The organism is Streptomyces blastmyceticus (assembly GCF_039521185.1).
GTDB classification, from domain to species: domain Bacteria; phylum Actinomycetota; class Actinomycetes; order Streptomycetales; family Streptomycetaceae; genus Streptomyces; species Streptomyces blastmyceticus.
Genome location: NZ_BAAABW010000028.1, coordinates 252,151 through 269,270 on the forward strand (window position 1 = coordinate 252,151; position 17,120 = coordinate 269,270).

At 66.0% G+C, this 17,120-nt stretch carries 15 protein-coding genes and 1 pseudogene; 14 read left to right on the forward strand and 2 right to left on the reverse strand.

Annotated features, from left to right (window positions below; translation table 11 throughout):
* Nucleotides 1-482: 482 nt before the first annotated feature.
* The 4 genes from ABD269_RS28865 to ABD269_RS28880 all read left to right on the forward strand — a co-directional run bounded on the left by ABD269_RS28865 (nt 483) and on the right by ABD269_RS28880 (nt 9,304).
* Entirely contained in the window at nt 483-5,306 is a 4,824-nt protein-coding gene (locus ABD269_RS28865) for a DEAD/DEAH box helicase (RefSeq protein WP_344122597.1), read from the forward strand.
* A gap of 93 nt (nt 5,307-5,399) precedes the next feature.
* A complete protein-coding gene (locus ABD269_RS28870; RefSeq protein ID WP_344122599.1) occupies nt 5,400-7,394 on the forward strand; it encodes an ATP-binding protein in 1,995 nt (664 codons plus the stop codon).
* Nucleotides 7,395-8,140: 746 nt separating this feature from the next.
* On the forward strand, nt 8,141-8,650 hold the full coding sequence (locus ABD269_RS28875) for a plasmid mobilization protein (RefSeq protein WP_344122601.1): 510 nt from the start codon (nt 8,141-8,143) through the stop codon (nt 8,648-8,650).
* 102 nt (nt 8,651-8,752) lie between these two features.
* A complete protein-coding gene (locus tag ABD269_RS28880; RefSeq protein WP_344122604.1) occupies nt 8,753-9,304 on the forward strand; it encodes an HD domain-containing protein in 552 nt (183 codons plus the stop codon).
* 6 nt (nt 9,305-9,310) lie between these two features.
* Here ABD269_RS28880 and ABD269_RS28885 read toward each other — a convergent pair whose 3' ends face one another.
* Nucleotides 9,311-9,778 carry an NUDIX hydrolase gene (locus ABD269_RS28885; RefSeq protein ID WP_344122606.1) on the reverse strand — a complete coding sequence of 156 codons (468 nt, stop codon included), beginning with the start codon at nt 9,776-9,778 and terminating at the stop codon, nt 9,311-9,313.
* 2 nt (nt 9,779-9,780) lie between these two features.
* Nucleotides 9,781-10,524 carry an XRE family transcriptional regulator gene (locus ABD269_RS28890; protein WP_344122608.1) on the reverse strand — a complete coding sequence of 248 codons (744 nt, stop codon included), beginning with the start codon at nt 10,522-10,524 and terminating at the stop codon, nt 9,781-9,783.
* A gap of 110 nt (nt 10,525-10,634) precedes the next feature.
* On the opposite strand from ABD269_RS28890, the gene ABD269_RS28895 reads away from it, so the two are divergent.
* From ABD269_RS28895 to ABD269_RS28935, 10 genes and pseudogenes are all read left to right on the forward strand, one after another.
* On the forward strand, nt 10,635-11,327 hold the full coding sequence (locus tag ABD269_RS28895; protein WP_344122610.1) for an HAD family hydrolase: 693 nt from the start codon (nt 10,635-10,637) through the stop codon (nt 11,325-11,327).
* A 470-nt stretch (nt 11,328-11,797) separates the two neighbouring features.
* Nucleotides 11,798-11,929 (forward strand): hypothetical protein, encoded by a 132-nt coding sequence (locus tag ABD269_RS28900; RefSeq protein WP_344122612.1) that lies wholly within the window; start codon nt 11,798-11,800, stop codon nt 11,927-11,929.
* 70 nt (nt 11,930-11,999) lie between these two features.
* Nucleotides 12,000-12,206, forward strand: a pseudogene (locus tag ABD269_RS35530) (DUF7848 domain-containing protein); the annotation flags it as partial.
* A 67-nt stretch (nt 12,207-12,273) separates the two neighbouring features.
* The gene (locus ABD269_RS28905; protein WP_344122614.1) at nt 12,274-12,519 is read left to right on the forward strand and encodes a hypothetical protein; all 246 of its coding nucleotides are present in this window, start codon (nt 12,274-12,276) and stop codon (nt 12,517-12,519) included.
* Nucleotides 12,516-12,725, forward strand: a complete 210-nt coding sequence (locus ABD269_RS28910) for a hypothetical protein (protein ID WP_344122616.1) — start codon at nt 12,516-12,518, stop codon at nt 12,723-12,725. Before ABD269_RS28905 ends, ABD269_RS28910 begins: the two co-directional genes overlap by 4 nt.
* 27 nt (nt 12,726-12,752) lie before the next feature.
* Nucleotides 12,753-13,892 carry a hypothetical protein gene (locus ABD269_RS28915; RefSeq protein ID WP_344122618.1) on the forward strand — a complete coding sequence of 380 codons (1,140 nt, stop codon included), beginning with the start codon at nt 12,753-12,755 and terminating at the stop codon, nt 13,890-13,892.
* Nucleotides 13,885-14,505 carry a cyclodeaminase/cyclohydrolase family protein gene (locus ABD269_RS28920; RefSeq protein WP_344122620.1) on the forward strand — a complete coding sequence of 207 codons (621 nt, stop codon included), beginning with the start codon at nt 13,885-13,887 and terminating at the stop codon, nt 14,503-14,505. Before ABD269_RS28915 ends, ABD269_RS28920 begins: the two co-directional genes overlap by 8 nt.
* Nucleotides 14,502-15,347, forward strand: coding sequence for a bifunctional 5,10-methylenetetrahydrofolate dehydrogenase/5,10-methenyltetrahydrofolate cyclohydrolase (locus ABD269_RS28925; protein WP_344122622.1), 846 nt, complete (start codon nt 14,502-14,504; stop codon nt 15,345-15,347). The genes ABD269_RS28920 and ABD269_RS28925 overlap by 4 nt, the downstream gene beginning before the upstream one ends.
* Nucleotides 15,348-15,525: 178 nt before the next feature.
* A complete protein-coding gene (locus ABD269_RS28930; protein ID WP_344122623.1) occupies nt 15,526-15,897 on the forward strand; it encodes a hypothetical protein in 372 nt (123 codons plus the stop codon).
* Between the two features lie 216 nt (nt 15,898-16,113).
* Complete coding sequence (locus tag ABD269_RS28935; protein WP_344122625.1) at nt 16,114-17,025, forward strand: exonuclease domain-containing protein; 912 nt, start codon at nt 16,114-16,116, stop codon at nt 17,023-17,025.
* Nucleotides 17,026-17,120 lie beyond the last annotated feature (95 nt).

A 17,120-nucleotide genomic window follows, 5' to 3' on the forward strand; every position in this document is an offset into this window, starting at 1 on the left:
CGACAGGGAGTGCGGGGCGTGGGCGTCACGGACGATCGTGTGCACGCAGGCCCGGCACGTTCGGTCGCATTCGAGCGGAGCACGTCGGGCAGCTCGATGCCATCCAAACCCTGGATCTCGACTACCCCGCCATGCTCGCCGCTGCGGGTCGTGCCCCGCAGAGAGAAAGCAGGACTTGAACCTCTTCGTTCCGAGCGAGGCCCGCTGAGCCACCGTTCTCGCTGCGGGAGTGCGAGGAGAGCGTCTGGATCAGTCGGAATGCCGACCATGTGAGTAGCGGCAGCCATGACCGTTGCCGTGGGCCGGAGGCTCAGAAGAGGACGCCCGGAACGCGAGAACGGATTTGTGGCGTCAATGGGCGATGCGCCTCCGGCTGTGGTATCGCCTGACTAAAGTGATCGGGCAGCGCTCATACAGCCGACCGTCCGTGAAGTAGAGAGAAGCGACTCGCAGTGGCCACTTCGGTACATGACGTCCTCAGAATGATCCGCAACGAGTCGGCCACGAACCGTGACCGGGGCACGCGCTTCGAGGAACTCATGGTGCGGTACCTGGGGGCGGACCCGGACTGGTCCGAGCAGTTCACCCGGGTATGGATGTACCACGACTGGCCCGGCGCGGAGAGCGACAAGCGGGATGTCGGCATTGACCTGGTGGCACAGGACCGTGAGACGGGCGGCTTCTGCGCGATCCAGTGCAAGTTCTACGAGCCGGACCACACCGTCCAGAAAGCTGACCTCGACTCCTTCTTCACGGCCTCCGGCAAGGGCGGCTTCACCCGCCGGATGATCATTTCGACGACGGAGAAGTGGGGCCCGAACGCCGAGTCCGCCCTGGACAACCAGCAGATCCCCGTCACCCGTATCGGGCTGGCCGACATCGAGGCCAGCCCGGTCGAGTGGCACGTTCCCGCTGCTCCCGAGCATCCGGTCGAGCTCCGTCTACGCGGTAAGAAGACTCCGCGTCCGCATCAGCGCGAAGCTATCGAGGCGGTCTTCGAAGGCTTTGGTTCCCACCCGCGCGGCAAACTGATCATGGCCTGCGGCACGGGTAAGACCTTCACCGGCCTGAAGATCGTCGAGCGGCTTCAGCAGGAACGCGCGAAGCGCGGCGAGGGCGAGCACACCAACGTGCTCTTCCTTGTGCCCTCCATCGCGCTGCTCTCACAGACCCTGCGGGAGTGGTCGTACGAAACCGAGACGCCGATGAGGCGCTTCGCCGTCTGCTCCGATATCAAGGTCGGCAAGCAGAAGAAGGCCGACGCCGACAGCACGGACATGTCGACGCACGACTTGGCCTTGCCCGCCACCACCAGCCCCGCCAAGCTCATCGAGCAGGTCGCGAGCGTGGAAGCCGGCGCCGGACTGACCGTGGTCTTCTCGACCTACCAGTCCATCGACACCATCGCCCAGGCGCAGAAGACCGGACTGCCCGAGTTCGACCTCATCCTGTGTGACGAGGCACATCGCACCACCGGTGCCACACTCACCGTCGGCGACGAGTCGAACTTCGTCAAGGTCCACGACAACGACTACATCCAGTCCACCCGCCGCCTGTACATGACGGCCACCCCGCGGCTTTTCAGCGAAGAGGCCAAGACCGACGCCCGGAACACCGAGACCGTCCTGTGCTCGATGGACGACGAGAGTCTCTACGGCCCGGAATTCCACCGCCTCGGCTTCGGCAAGGCCGTCAAGCAGGGCCTGCTGACCGACTACAAGGTCCTCATCCTCACCATCGACGAGGGCAAGGTTGCCGAGTCCCTTCAGCAGCAGCTCGCCGACGACAACAACGAGCTCTCCCTCGACGACGCCGCGAAGATCGTCGGCTGCTGGAACGGACTGGCCAAGCGCACCGGCAAACTCGCCGACGGCTCAGGCTTCGAACCTGGCGAAGCGCCCATGCGGCGAGCCGTTGCCTTCGCCCGCAACATCAACGAATCCAAGGAACTCGCCAAGCGCTTCCGCGAGGTCGTCCAGGCGTACGACGGTGCCGACGAAGAGATCCTGCAGTGCGACGTCGACCATGTCGACGGCACCTTCAACACCCTGCGTCGCAACGACCTCCTCGACTGGCTCAAGCAGGACCCCGGCCCGAGCAAGGCCCGCATCCTCTCCAACGCCCGCTGCCTGTCCGAGGGCGTTGATGTCCCCAGCCTGGACGCCGTCCTCTTCCTCCACCCCCGCAACTCCGTCGTCGACGTCGTCCAGTCCGTCGGCCGCGTCATGCGCCTGGCTGAGGGGAAGAAGTACGGCTACATAATCCTGCCCGTCGCTGTGCCAGCCGGCATGCCCCCGGAACGGGCTCTGGCCGACAACCGGCGCTTCCGCACCGTATGGCAGGTCCTCCAGGCCCTACGCGCCCACGACGACCGCTTCAACGCCACCGTCAACCAGCTCGACCTGAACAACCGCCGCCCCGACAACATCATGGTCGCCGATGCCACGGACGACCGTGAATCCCTCTCCACCGAAGGAGAAGGCGGCGGCGATGGACAGGGCGAAGCCAACGCAGCCCAGTACGTCCAGACCATGCTCCACATGGAAGACTGGCGCGACGCGATCTACGCCCAGATCGTCAAGAAGGTCGGCCAGCGCCAGTACTGGGAGGACTGGGCCAAAGACATCGCCCAGATCGCCGAACGCCACAAGACCCGCATCCAGGCCGCCCTCGACCTCCCGGACAAGAAGGCCGCCTTCGACACCTTCCTCGGCGAGCTGCGCGCGAGCATAAACCCAGGCGTCACCGAAGCCGACGCCCTCGACATGCTCACCCAGCACATCGTCACCAAGCCCGTCTTCGACGCTCTCTTCAAGGGCTACGCGTTCGCCGAGCGCAACCCGGTCTCCCTGGCCATGCAGCGCATGCTCGACGTCCTGGACGACCAGAGCCTCGACGACGAAGCGAAAACCCTCCAGGGCTTCTACGACTCCGTACGGGTCCGGGCCGAGGGCATCGACAACCATGAGGGGCGTCAGCGCGTCATCATCGAGCTGTACGACAAGTTCTTCAAGACCGCCCTGCCCAAGACCGCCGACGCTCTCGGAATCGTCTACACCCCTGTCGAGGTCGTCGACTTCATCCTCCGTTCCACCGATCAGGCCCTCGCCAAGCACTTCGGCACCTCCCTGTCCGACGAAGGCGTCCACATCCTGGACCCCTTCACCGGTACCGGCACCTTCATCGTCCGCCTCCTTCAGTCCGGCCTCATCAAACCCGAAGACCTGCTGCGAAAGTACGTCAGCGAACTCCACGCCAACGAGATCGTGCTGCTCGCCTACTACATCGCCGCCGTCAACATCGAGGCAGCCTTCGAAGACGTACGCGGCGAGGGCTACGAGCCCTTCGAGGGCATCGTCCTGACCGACACCTTCCAACTCGCCGAGGGCAACGCGGACCGCCTCTTCGGCGGACTGGAGGGCAACAGCGAACGCGTCGCGAAACAGCGGGAGCAGGACATCCGCGTCATCATCGGCAACCCGCCGTACTCGGCGAAACAGGACAGCCAGAACGATGACAACCAGAACGTGAAGTACGAGGCCCTGGACCAGCGCATTCAGGCCACCTATGCGGCCAGGTCCACGGCCACTAACAAAAACTCGCTGTACGACTCCTACATCCGTGCGATCCGCTGGGCCTCCGACCGCATCAAAGATGAGGGCATCATCGCCTACGTCTCCAACGGCGGTTACATCGACAGCAACACCGCAGACGGCCTGAGGCTGTCCCTGGTGGACGAGTTCGACGCGATCTACTGCTACAACTTCCGGGGCAACCAGCGCACAGCCGGAGAACTCTCCCGCAAGGAAGGCGGCAAGGTCTTCGGCTCGGGAAGCCGCAGCACCGTCGCCGTCCTGATCCTGGTCAAGGGGGGAGCCGCCGGTGCGGGTCCGGGCTGCCAGCTCCGATACCGGGACATCGGCGACTACCTCACCCGCGAGGACAAGCTCCGCCTCGTGGCAGGCCAGGACCTCGACACGGTGCAGTGGCAGCAGATCAACCCGAGCCCCGAGGGGGACTGGATCAACCAGCGGGACGAGCGGTTCGCGAATTTCCGAGCCATCGGTGACAAGTCTGACAAGAGTGGTTCCACCACGCTTTTTGGCATCTACTCGGCAGGACTCCAGACCAACCGCGATGCCTGGGTCTACAACTACTCGACTGATCGGGTACGTGAGAACGTCAAGTCAATGATCAACTTCTATAACTCGCAGGTTGTCGACTTCAAGAGGTACTGCGAGGAGCGGGCAGTCGTGTCCCCTCGTGACCATGTCGATGACTTCATCGATCTGGACTCTACGAAGATCAGTTGGTCGCGCAGTCTCAAGGCGTACCTCGCCAAGGGGGAGAGCACTACCTTCGGCGCAGACCGGGTAGGACGCTCCATATACAGGCCGTTCATGAAGGAGTCCGTCTACTACGACCGTCACATGAACCACGAGCGTTCTCAGCTACCCCGCCTGTTCCCGACGCCGGAGCACGAGAACCTCGGCTTCTACGTGACGGGTGTTGGTGCAGCTATGGAATTCTCCGTACTTGCAGTCGACTCAGTGCCAGATCTATCCACTTTCGGCGCACAGACGAATGGTCAACTCTTCGCCCGCTACACCTACCGCGAGCTCTCCACCGGCGATGACCTGTTCAGTACCACCCCCGGAGGTGACGGCGACGCCTACGAACGCGTAGACAACATCACCGACGCCGCTCTCCGCGACTACCGCAAGACGTACGTCGACTCTGCGATCACCAAGGATGACATCTTCTACCACGCCTACGGCCTGCTGCACTCCCCGCAGTACTGCGCTCAATTTGCCGCAGACTTGAAGAAGTCGCTGCCCCGCATCCCCAAGGTGCGCGACTTCCACGGCTTCGCATCCGCTGGCCGCGCGCTCGCCGACCTGCACATCAACTACGAGTCGGCGGCCCCGTACGCCGGGATCGTGGAGCAGATCAGCGGCAGCAGCGCGGACACCCCGCCCTCGGAGTTGTTCCGGGTGACGAAGATGAAGATTCCAAAGAAGGGCGGCGAAGCGGACAAGTCGACGATCGTCTACAACAGCCGTGTCACCCTCTCCAACATCCCGGGGGAGGCGTACCGCTACCAGCTCGGTGCGCGCTCTGCGATCGAGTGGATCATCGACCGATATCAGGTGAAGGTCGACAAGGCCAGCGGCATCGTCAACGACCCCAACGACTGGTCGGACAATCCGCGCTACATCGTCGACCTCCTCCTGAAGATCGTGACCGTGAGCCTGGAGACGATGAAGATCGTGGATGGGCTCCCGCCCCTCGACATCATCGAGTGACTTCGTTCAGACAACCGAGTTAAAGCATGGGCGGGAAGGCCCTTGGTCTTCCCGCCAGAATTCTCAGAGACACAGTGGGAAAGGCGCGGGCTCATGGCGAAGCTTCGGCTGACGGTAGGGCGGGGACATGTTGAAGAGCTCGCACGGCTGCGCCATCCTGTCGGCGCCCTGGAGGAACTGATCTGGAACTCTCTGGATGCAGATGCCGAGAACGTCACCGTCGAACTGGAACGCAATGACCTCGGCGGTGTCGACCGGGTCGCGGTCATCGACGACGGCACAGGGATCGCTGCGGAGCAGTGTGGTGACTACTTCGAGCAGATCGGCACATCCTGGAAGAAGCGCGCGCAGACGAGCGCGGTCAAGAAGCGCGTACTGCACGGAAAGAACGGGCGAGGCCGGGTACGGGCCTTCGCCCTCGGCAGCGAGGTGCGCTGGACCAGCGTGAGTGGGGGCCCGCGGAGTCGTCGTCGCGTGGTCATCGAGTCTGACCGCAGTTCCATGGACGAGTTCGACGTCAGCGACCCCGAACCGACGACGGACCCGTCGGGAACGGTCTTCGAGGCGTTCGGCGGCGAGGACCTACAGAAGCTGACCGAGGACGCAGCCCGCTCGACACTCACCGCCGCCTTCGCCCTGCACCTGGAGGCCTACCCGGATATTCGCATCACTTATGACGGGACTCTGCTCGACCCATCATCGGAGCAACTCCACGTCGATACATACGAGGTGGCTGGCCCGCCTGGCAGCGCGCACCCCCCCGCCCAACTCAAGATCATCGAGTGGTCGCGGCCGTTCTCCCGGGCGTTGATCCTATGTGACGGCCGAGGTATGTCATTGGCCCAGCTCAAGCCGGAGATCCAGGCCCCGGGCTTCCACTTCACGGCGTACCTGTCCTGGGCTGGGTTCGAGGACGACTCGGTCGGCGATCTCGCTTTCGCCGACTGGACGCCGGACGGGCCTGCTGGCGATGTGCTGGCAGCGGCTCGCGAGCGCATGCGTGGGCACTTCCGCTCCCGAGCTGATCAGCGGCGCCAGGAACTCGTCAACGCATGGCGGGCGGAGGGCTTCTACCCCTATGTGGGTGACCCGGTCAATGATCAGGAACGCGCGGAGCGGGAGACTTTCGACGCAGTAGCGACTGCGGTCTTCCGGCACCTGCCGGCGAGTAAACGTGCGCAGAAGGTGTCCTTCGCGCTTCTGCGCTCTGTCCTGACCCATGAACCCGGTGATGTGCTCCGTATCGCTGAAGAGCTCTTTGCTCTCTCCAAGCAGGAGCAGGAAGATCTCAGCCGACTCCTGGACCGCACCCCACTGTCGGCCCTGATCAAGGCTTCGACGGCCACGACCGGGCGTCTGGACTTCCTGTCTGCGCTGGAGCACCTCGTCTTCGATCCTGAGGCCAGGGGCCGGGTCAAGGAGCGCACCGAACTGCACCGCATCCTGGAGAACGAGTGCTGGATCTTCGGTGAGGAGTACGGACTACATGTCAGCGACCGCAGCCTGAACGAAGTGCTGAACCAGCACTGCCGCCTCCTCGGGCGGGAGACGCCAGCGCCAGACCCTGTCCTGCGGGAGGACGGACGGCGAGGCATCGTCGACTTGATGCTGTCTCGTGCCGCCCGGCACAGGAAGGGCGAGCGTCATCATCTCGTGATCGAACTCAAGAGGTCGAGTGTTGTTCTCGGCATGACCGAGTTCGCACAGGTGAGCAGCTATGCCCAAGCTGTCATGAACGATGACAGGTTCCGGGACCCCAAGGTGACCTGGGACTTCTGGCTGGTGGGTAACGCCATGGACGAGAGCCTCCGCCAGCTTGCCCATCAGCCGGATCGGATGCCTGGATGTGCCGTCTCGCAGCCGAACTTCCGGATCTGGGTGCGTACCTGGGGCGAGATTATTGAGGATTGCCAGGAGCGACTCCGTTTCTACAGCGAACAGCTGGAGTACCAGTCCACGACTGAGCACGCCATGGACTACCTGATCCGAGAGCACGCCGATGCCGTTGTGGACTTGGTAGGTGACGGCACAGTGCCAGTTGCCAGAACGGAAGGCACCAGCCCGAGTGCCCCTGCTACCACGCAGTGATCGCTCTTGGCCTCAGGGGCACGGCGGTCGGCGGCGCGATTGCGTCTACTGTGCCCAGTCTGTTGCTCACGTCCCAAGAGCCGCGCAGTCGATACCCTGTTCGGATCACCCGGACTTTGCGCAAATGTAGTGGAGTCGTGCCGAGAAGCCCCGAATTTCTATGCTTCTGCGCTTCCTGTGATCGCTTTAGCAACGGAGGGGGCGGGTGTGCCCACGAGTGGGCACACTTCTCCGGCGGAGGCGGATCGAGCCGGATTCGGGCGGATCGAGGAGGACGGAAAAGTCCGGGTTTTCCGCAAAACCGCAGGTGAGATGGGTCTCAGTTTTGGGTTCGACTCTCCTAGGACCAAGCCCGTCGGCGAACCGACTTCCGAGCGGACAACCGGCCCGCGCTCCGAGACGGAAGGCAGACCAACTCTGCTCACCGTCCCCGGGACCGCGGAGACCCGACCAGCAGATCAGCGGACCGAACGCCGCGCCGCGCCCCCAGGCCGGACAGTCGGCGAGTACGCGGTCCCATCCTCCCTGGCACCACCTCGCCTCACGAACGTTTCACGGAGCACACTCGCATGCACGACCAGCATCACGAACCCGCCGTCGACCAGCAGCAAATGACCACCCCGCTGCCCCAGGCGGAGCAAGTTATCGGCGAAGACACTCTTCGCCGGGCCGCCCGAGGGCGAGCAAGTTGGAGCTTTGTGCACTCCTCCCAGGGAGGAGTGCACAAAGGAACCTCCGCCCCAGGGGTGGCGGAGGCCGACCGGCGCCAGGGGGCGCCAGCCGGAGAGGCCGCAGCCGAAGGCGGACCGCAGCCACAGGGGGACGAGCACACCTGTCACGCGACCTCGTGCGGGCACCTCGCCGAGCGTGCCAAGCCGCGCATCCGCCGCCGCCCCTACCAGCGCGGCAGACGCCTCCACGGCCGTACCGCCCGCTTCAACGACGAGGAAATCGCGCTGATCACCGCGGGCGCGAACGCCGCCGGCATCACCGTCGCCGCCTTCCTCGCCCACGCCGCTCTGGCAGCCGCCCGCGACCTCGAACACACCACCGCCGAGATCGCGAGCCGACGCGAGATCGTCATCGAGCTCTTCGCCGCGCGGCGCCACCTCAGCTACATGGGCAATAACCTCAACCAGGTGGCCAAGGTGCTGAATTCAGGCAGTGATGCCCCGCAGGCGGAAACCGGTCTATCGTCTGCGCGCCAGGCAATAGCGCGTATCGACGCCGCCGTCCAACATCTCGTCGGAGGCTGAGCCGCCGGCCTCGGGACACCGCTCGTTCTCCCCAATGCACTCTTCGGACCATCGAGCAGTGGACAGCCCACTCCAGCAAGGTCCGACGCGTAATCTCAATCCATGTCACCGGACCAGGCATTCGAGCTGTCGCGTTCGCTCCTTGCCGAGCCCCTGCCCCGACGGTGGGCCCACAGCCAAGGTGTGGCGGCCGCAGCGAGACGTCTAGCTCCGATCCTCGGAGACCACGCGGATGTGCTGGTCACAGCCGCGGTCCTGCACGACATCGGCTATTCGCCAACGCTCGTGTCCACCGGCTTCCACCCGCTCGATGGAGCTCGGTTCCTCCGCGCGCACGGCCAGGCGGAGGAACTGGTCGTGCGGCTTGTGGCCAACCACTCCTTCGCCCTGCTGGAGGCAGAGGAACGGGGCCTTCGCGAGACCCTGGAGGCCGAGTTCCCCTTGCCCGAACAGGGCGCCCTTGTCGACGCGCTCGTGTACTGCGACATGACGACGACACCGACAGGGGAGCCGACCTCCCACGATGAGCGCATTGCCGAGATCATCGGGAGGTACGGACCGGAAAGTGTCGTGGGCCGGTTCATCCGCCGGGCAGAACCGGAGATCGGTCGAGCCGTGGAGCGCACCGAGTCCCGACTGACCGGGCGCCGCTGACACGGCTCACATAACGTGCGGATACTCGCCGCTCAGAAAGTGGCCGATCTGCAGGCGCATGGAGACGTGGATGTCAAGTTCGTCGAGCTCCCCTGGGAGCACCCAACGCACTCCATCTGCTTCCTCGTTGACCGTGGGCGTGCCACCCACCGGCTTACCGATATACGTGACCTCGAACGCCTGCCGGATCTCTCCGTCGCTGTAGGCGACGACGTGCCCAGGTGGGGAGTAGACGCCCAACAATCCGGTGACCTCCGCGACGATTCCGGTCTCTTCCTCGCATTCGCGTACTGCGCACTGGGCGGGCGACTCGCCGATGTCCTGCGCACCGCCCGGCAGCGCCCACTGCCCCGTGTCCCGGCGCCGCTGGAGAAGGATCGCTCCGTCGCCCCTCGCCACCAGCAAGTTCGAGGCAGGGATCAACGTATTCGGCTTCGGAGCCGCAGGGTCGTTCCAGTACTCGGTGCGGGCCACGCTCACACTCCTGACTCGGGGTTCCAGGGCTTCGCCGTGTTCCAGACCGCGTCGAAGCTGCCGACGTAGTTATCGAACCAGCCTTCGCCGCATCGCTGGATGTGGAACAGCGGATTCGCGCTCGCGGGCCGGCCCCAGATGTGGGGGTTGACCAAGAGGTTGTCGTCGTAGCGGAACAAGCTGTTGTAGAGAGTCGTGTCGTGCAGGCGCACCTCGCAGCCGGCATGCGCGACGAGGGCGCGGTAGTACGTCAGCGAGGCCCTGACCTTCGCACCGAGGGTGTCACCGATGCCCTCCTCCTCACCGCGCTGTGCGATGGCAGCCCCATCCGGGTCCCCGAAGCAGAGCCGTACGCTCACGCCCTCGTCGGCCCGCTCCGCGAGCATCGCCGCGATCCGCGGGTTCGTCTGCGCGTAGAAGGTCCCGCTGAACACCAGGACGTCGATGTTCGCCTTGGCGCCGGTAAGGAGGGACAGCCACACATCCCGAGGGACGGAGGCGCGGTCGGCGTAGGTCTGGATGAGTTCCGCTCGGGTGGCGTCCTCCGCCCACCGGTCGGTGTTCGGCCACAAATAGCTCTCTTCCACACCGAGTTCCTGGCACACGATGAACCGGTGCCGCTGATGCGGGACTCGCCCCTGGGTGATCCAGCGCTGGACACTCTTCGGAATGACGCCGCATCTCTCGGCCAGCTCGTCCTGGGAGACGCCGCACTGGATCATCATCGTGCGTAGCCGCGTGTTCACAGAGCCATGATGAGGGACATCCCGGGGACGTTTCAGGGGTTCGACAAGATCCGTAGATGCCCCCTGGACTCGCTTGCTGCCGCCAGGGGTTACAGCCATAGGCTGATGCGATGCGCCGCCTCGTCTACTGGGACATCGACCACACCCTGATCGAGAACTCCGGCATCTCGAAGGAGACGTACGCCGCCGCGTACGAAGCACTGACGGGCGAGACTCCCCGGGCTGAAGCCGTGACGGAAGGACGTACCGACCGGTCGATCATGCGCGGGATGTTCGATGCCCCTGGTCGCCGGATGCCGCCATGGGCTGAGGTCGAGGTGGCATTGGCCCACGCCGGCTCCGCCCGGTTCAAGGCACTGCAGAAACGTGGCACCGCGCTCCCGGGCGTCCGGGAGGCGTTGGAGGCTGTCCGCCGCATGGACGGTGTGGTGCAATCGGTCCTGACGGGCAACATCCGGGAGAACGCCCTGGTCAAGCTGGCCGCCTTCGGGCTTGACGGGTTCCTGGACCTGGAGGTGGGCGCCTATGGGGCGGATGGCGACGACCGGGCGGAGCTCGTACCCGTCGCACGAGCGCGCGCGGCCCGTGCCTACGCAGGAGTGGACGATCTGACGCCGATGGTCCTGATCGGGGACACGCCCCGGGACGTGGCAGCAGCCTTCGACAGCGGCGTGAACATCATCGCGGTCGCGTCGGGTGTGCATGACGCCGTCGCTCTTTCAGCTGCCGGAGCCCCGTTCGTCCTGGCCAACCTCCAGGAGACAGACGCTGTGCTTGAGGCCATCGAACAGGCCCTCTCATAGGGACATTTCCCGGGACATCACCATGTCCCGAGGACGTTTCGAGATTCCCCTTCAGGTGGTTACCCCGTCCCACTGGGTGAGCCGATGATCACCCCGTCCAGCGAGCGACGAATCGGTGACCTCCATGACGCGAACGAACCTCCCGCACGATCGCCCCGCCCTGCCCAGTTGGGTCGCCCGAGGCATGCCCGTACACGACACCAAGCAGCGCCGGATCGGGATCATCCACGGGATCGGTGACCCGGTCCGTTTCTCCGACGACCCGCTGTCCCACTGCGTCTGGCTCCTGCCGCCCGGAGACGGGTTCGAATGGCGGGCCGCCATCGACGAGATCGAGAGATACGAGGGGGCTATAGACAGTGGAGCAAATCCCGGTGCCATGGGGGATGGAGCAGGTTCCCGTCTCCTCGGAGAGAGTCAGGGAGGGCGACTGGGTCCTGCACCGGGGCGCGTGGTGTCGAGTAAGGGACATGCGCCGGTCGGAGCACGGACGGGTCCTGCACTTCAAGGGCCACCCGCCCAAGACGGTGGACGGCCCGCTCACGATCGCCCGGAAGACGGCCTACCCCGGCCAGTGGGCGAAGCGGGGCATCGCGCGGTGAACAAGCCCGACGAGGGCACGCCGAGACCGCACCCGGCCCAGTCAGAAGCGGGTGCGCCGTGACCACCGCGATGGTGAGGACCCGCGAGCCCGTGCAGGGCCTGCGGTGCGTGCGAAACGTATGGCGGTTCGTTCTCCACCGCATCGTCCTGCACCCCGAGACCGTGACCTACGGGGCCCAGTGCCTGGCCTGCGACTGGAAGACCGAAGGCGCGGACGCCCCATCGCCCGTACAGCTCGCCTGCATGAAGCACACCGGCCGGCACGAGGAGCACACCGCTTTCTGGACGTACTGCCGGGCCATGTCCTACGTCCAGCGCGCGGAGAAGGAGGACGACGCCAGTGATGAGAGCCGATCGACCGGACCTGGAGAGGGCATGGCGACACGTGGTGACCACCCCACTGGGGCCAGGTCCCGGCCCCGACTACGCCGCCCCACCCGACGCGCCGGGACCGTCCTGTCCGTCCTGCCGCCGGATCGACGCCGACCTCGCGCAGGCCGTACGGAGCGGCGACGTGATGGCTGAGACGCGGATCGCCCGGCAGCGCGCGGCGCACTGGTCGAGCATGCACCCGACGGTCCAGTGGTGAGTACGGCCCGGCGCAGTCTCAAGAACGACGACATGCTCTGCCCGCACGGCGGTCACAGCCTCAGACCGCTTCACGCGGGCGTGTACCGGTGCGACGAGCACGGGATCACGGTCGTCCGGAAACCGCCATGGTCCCTGGTCGGCCTCGCGCCCGCCCGCCTCGAAGGCATGACCCTCGCACAGGCGCTTTCGCAGGCAGCCGATTGACCGACCTCCATGGAGGAGGCAGCGAAGGTGAACGACCTCTCAACCTGGGCGTCCGCGCTGGTGTCAGCCGTGGACGCCGACAACCTCACCCACCCCGAAGCATGCTGCCGGGACGCCCGCACCCCGCACGCCCTGGCTGGCGCCCCCACCGCCGTCCTCGACCACGTCGCCCTGGCGTACGAGGACTTCCAGCGTTGCGGCGCCCTGCCGCTGAGCCGACTGCGCTCGGACGTGGTCGCCCACCGGCTGACCGTGCACGAGGACGGCGAGAACATCCTGGTCGCCCGCATGGTGGTCCCGGGCGGCCCATGGCCGGGGCATTACGGCCTGGAAGCAGTGGCCTTCACCGCGGAACGGGCCGCGATGCCCGACGCCTTCCCACCCTGCGAGGACCGCGGCCAGGTCCTCGCGTTCGGGCGGATCGTGGCCGCGTCGAAGGCGTACACCGCCCGCGCCTCCGGCGGCGCAGTTCTCTTCCCCGAACAGCTCGCCGTCACCGCGCGTCCCGCCCGCCAGTCCTTCGGGGTTGTCTTCCTCGACCGGTTGACCACCTTGTTCCGTGACCGGGTCCTGCCGCTCATCGACGACCGGCATGAAGGCATGCACGCCTTCCCGCTGCGCAGGCTCCGACAACTGGCTTTTCTCGCCCACGAGTGGGGCCACCGCCAGGGCTCCGATGCGGAGCTGGAAGTCCCGGCCCGCAGCCGACGCCTGGCCGCCGTCATCGCCGAACTCCGCGCCGACCTCGAAGCCCTCGTCATGCTGGAGGCCTGCTCCGAAGCCTGGGCACCGTGGGCAGCCGGCGTCCTGATCGCCGATCGCATCGCCCGCGAGGCATGGCTCCGCCGCCCGCAGGCACAGGTGGATGCCATCGCCGCCCGCCATCTCCTCGCCCTCCTCCTGCGCCACCGAGCCGTCACCCTGACCTCCGGCCACCGCATCGTGCTCCACCTCGACCAGGCGGCTGTCTTCCTGCACGAGGAACTGGAGATGGTGCGACGCGTCGCGGAAGAGCTTTCGGCGGGCGAGGCAGGGGCAGTGGCCCGCTATCTTGCCGGGTGCGGCTGGGCCATCACCGACGGGGCCACGTGCTACCGCGAGCTGGAACAGCCCATCGCCCGGTACCTCGGCTACCAAGCCTCCATGAAGGAGACCGCCCGTGCGTGATCAAGCCATCGAGACGTACCTGAACGAACTCGCGGCCAAGGTCCCCGCTCCTGGCGGAGGCGCCGCAGGGGCTCTGCACGCCGCCCAAGCCGCAGCCCTGGTCGCCATGGTCGCCCGCTACAGCACCGGGCCGAAGTACGCCGACCACGAGGAGACGGTTGCTCGCATCACGGAGCAGGCGGACGCCCTGCGCGAGCAGGCGCTCCAGCTCGCTGCTGATGACGCAGCCGCGTTCGGTGCCGTCACCGATGCCTACAAGCTCCCCAAGGACACCAGCGAAACCAAGGCTGCCCGCTCGGCCGCCATCGCCGACGCCCTCCTCGGCGCCGCCCGCCCCGCCGAAGCCACGATCACCTGCGCAGCCGACATCGTGGCCCTGGCCGAGAAGCTCCTGCCCATCGGCAACCGCAACGTCATCACCGACATCGGCGCAGCAGCCGAAGCCGCACGGGCAGCGGCCGCGACCGCCCGCCTCAACATCGAGATCAACCTCTCCGGCATCAAGGATCCCGATGCCCGGACCGCGCTGCTGCGCTCCGCCGCCCTGGTGGACGCGCTGGCCGACCGTACCGACGAAATCACCGCCACCGTGCGCAAGGAGATCACCAGGTGACCGCCAAGCCCCTCTCCGGCAAGGAATTCGCCGCCGCCATCCGCGCGGACGTCACCACCCGGGCTGCCCGCCTCACCGAGGCCGGCACCCCACCCCGTCTGACCGTGGTGACCGCCACCAAGGACGAGTCCTCCGCCTGGTACGTCTCCTCCATCGCCAAGGCCGCCACAAAGGCCGGCATCACCTGCGACGTCCTCGACCTCGGCCCGGACGCCACTGTCGACAGCATCCGTCAGACACTGCGAGAGCTCTCGGCGGACCCGACGGTGCACGGCATCATCATGCAGACCCCGCTTCCCGACGGCATCCGCCTCGACAACGTCGCCGAGGCCATCAGCGTCGAGAAAGACGTGGACGGCGCCAACCCCGCGTCCCTCGGCCGCCTCGCCGTCGGCCGCCCCGCGTTCGCCTCGGCCACAGCCGAAGCCGTGATCGAACTCCTCGACCACCACGCCGTCCCGATCTCCGGTTCCCACGTCGCCGTCGTCGGCCGCTCAGCCGTGGTGGGCAAGCCTCTCGCCCACCTCCTGCTCAACCGCGATGCCACCGTCACCGTCTGCCACTCTCGGACCCGCGACCTGCCCACCATCACCGACCGCGCCGACATCCTGGTCGCCGCGGTCGGTCGCGCAGGCCTCATCACCCCCGCCCACATCGGCAAGAACACCGTGGTGATCGACGTCGGCACCAACGCCACCGACGACGGCCTCGTCGGCGACGTCGCCCCCGAAGCCGCGGAAACGGCTTCCGCGCTCACCCCCGTGCCCGGCGGAGTCGGCCCCGTCACCACGGCCCTCCTTCTCCGGCACACCGTGCAGGCCGCAGAGCAGCAGCGCGCTTGATCCACCTACTCAGCCAGAGCACGGGGCGCCAGTCACCCTGCCCCGCCCCGTTCACGCCGGCCACTGCTTCCAGCGGCGTGCCACTCTCCTGAAGGCCGAAGACTCGCTTCCGTCCGCTTCACGGCCAGTCCGACAGATCCCGTCGATCTTCAATGGGATCACCGGTAGCGTTCCATCCATGACGCCCAACTTTAGAACTGAACTCAGGCAACTGTTGGCCAAGTTGAGCGGTTTCCCCATCGGGGCCACAGACTACGTCTCCTACTTCGTCAACGACTCTGGGGAGCCCATGGTCTTCGTGCAACAGCAAGGCGAGAAATCCGCCACCTTGCTGCACTCGGACCTGGATTGGGAGCCCCATCCGGTCACCGGTCCCACCACGACGATGGCCGATACCGCTCCTGAAGAGATGAAGCAGAAGCTGAAGAATGTGAGCATCGACGGCGGGTTACTGAGCACCCCTATGTGCGGAAGCGCAATCCTTGGTCGGGATGAAGCTCAATGGCTGGACGCCTGTTTTTCAGCCAGTACGCCCCTAAGAGCTGACTGATTGGTCGGGCTGGGGGCTCGGACATCACCGAGCCCCCAGCCAACCGTCCAAGCCTGGTGGAATCGCGCGTAGTTCCTCGTCCCTCAGCAAGACCCTTCTCCGGCCCCGCGAGCATCGTCCAGTCCACAAAACCCGAAAGATCCAGGCCAGAAGGACGCCCGGCCCTTGCCTCAAGATCGTCCGGCAGGAAGGGTGGGCGGCATGTCCTCTTCCTGGGTGGCCATCGACTTCGAGACCGCGAACGAGCACCGGGGCAGCCCGTGTGCCGTAGGCATGGCGAAGGTCGTCGACGGCCGCATCACCGACACCTGGGGCACGCTGATCCAACCGCCTGCCGACCTGAGCCACTTCAACGCGTTCAATATCGCTGTCCACGGCATCACGTCGGACGCGGTGGCAGGCGCACCCGGCTGGAAGGCCACGCTGAGCGAGACACTCGCGTTTGCCGACGGCCTCCCGCTGGTGGCACACAACGCCGGCTTCGACATGGGTGTCATACGAGCCGCTTGCACCGCCGACGGCCTGTCCTGGCCCGAGCTGCGTTACACGTGCTCGCAGGTCATTGCCCGCCGTACGTGGAAGCTGCTCTCGTACAGCCTGCCGTACTGCGCTGATGCTGCCGGGGTCGTCCTCGACAACCACCACGACGCCGACGCGGATGCGACCGCATCGGCTGAGGTCATGCTCGCCGCAATGCGCGCCGCCGAGGCGGATTCTCTTGACGCTCTCCTGTCCGGACATCAGGTCCGATGGGGCTGGATGACACCGGCAGGTGAATGGCAGGGCAGCCACCACAAGGGCCGCAGTGCCAGGGCCCGCACACCACTGCCCGGCGTGAATCCGGATGCCGACCCGGACGGCGAGCTGTACGGGGCGGCCGTGTGCATCACCGGCACGCTGACATCCATGACCCGCGACGAGGCGTTCCACAAGCTCGCCGAAGTCGGGGCACAGCCGGAGAAAAACGTCACCAAGAAAACGAGCATCCTCGTCTCTGCCTCCCAGACTCAGCTCAAGCCCGGTGACGCCCTGAGCGGCAAGGCCAAGAAGGCCCAAGCCCTCCTGGAGACCGGCCAGGAAATCGAGGTCCTGGACGAAGACGAGTTCCTGCGTCGCCTGGGCAGCTGACCCCAGCTGCGTGCTGTAGCCGCCGCCAGGGACCACCCTCGCGCCTTGACCTGCGAGAACAGGCACCGCCCGGTCTCAGTTCTGGTCTCATTCGC